The sequence below is a fragment of the Micromonospora maritima genome, assembly GCF_902825405.1.
Lineage (GTDB): Bacteria > Actinomycetota > Actinomycetes > Mycobacteriales > Micromonosporaceae > Micromonospora > Micromonospora maritima.
Map to the genome: position 1 here is coordinate 1 of NZ_CADEAU010000942.1, position 823 is coordinate 823.

General features: G+C 75.8%; 1 protein-coding gene. It reads left to right on the forward strand.

Annotated features, from left to right (window positions below; translation table 11 throughout):
• On the forward strand, positions 1–708 hold a 708-nt coding region (locus tag HUW36_RS33700; protein WP_174531683.1), incomplete at its 5' end, for a 4Fe-4S dicluster domain-containing protein.
• Positions 709–823 lie beyond the last annotated feature (115 nt).

Below are 823 nucleotides of genomic sequence, written 5' to 3' on the forward strand. Positions count from 1 at the left end.
ACCGCGCCCGACACCGGCACGAACCCGGGTCTGCCGCCGGGGCGTCCGGAGGCGGCGGCGCGGATGGCGGCCGGTCCGGAGTTCCTGGGCATGCCCGGCGCGCAGCCGCCCGGGCGGGGCACCGGCGTGGAGGCCCGCACCGACTTCCGCTGGCTGATGATGTCCGACGTGTGCAAGCACTGCACGCATGCGGCCTGCCTGGACGTGTGCCCGACCGGCTCGCTGTTCCGCACCGAGTTCGGCACGGTGGTGGTGCAGGAGGACATCTGCAACGGCTGCGGCTACTGCATCTCCGCCTGCCCCTACGGCGTCATCGACCAGCGCAAGGACGACGGCCGGGCGTGGAAGTGCACGCTCTGCTACGACCGTCTCGGCGCCGGGATGACCCCGGCCTGCGCCCAGGCCTGCCCGACCGAGTCGATCCAGTACGGCCCGCTGGACGAGCTGCGCGAACGGGCCGCCGCCCGGGTCGCCACGCTGCACGAGCGGGGCGTGCCCGAGGCCCGGCTCTACGGGCACGACCCGACCGACGGGGTGGGCGGCGACGGCGCGTTCTTCCTGCTGCTCGACGAGCCCGAGGTGTACGGGCTGCCGCCGGACCCGGTGGTCACCACCCGGGACCTGCCGAAGATGTGGAAGCGGGCCGGCCTGGCCGCGCTGGCCATGGCGGCGGCCACCGTCGCCGCGTTCGTCGGAGGATCGTCGTGAGCCCGGAGCGCCCGGTGGGTGACCTGTTCCGCCGCTTCCGGGAGCGGCTGGCCGCCGAGCGCACCGCCGTGGCGGACCGGACCGGCGCGGGCGTGCCCGGCGCCGTGCGCGGGGT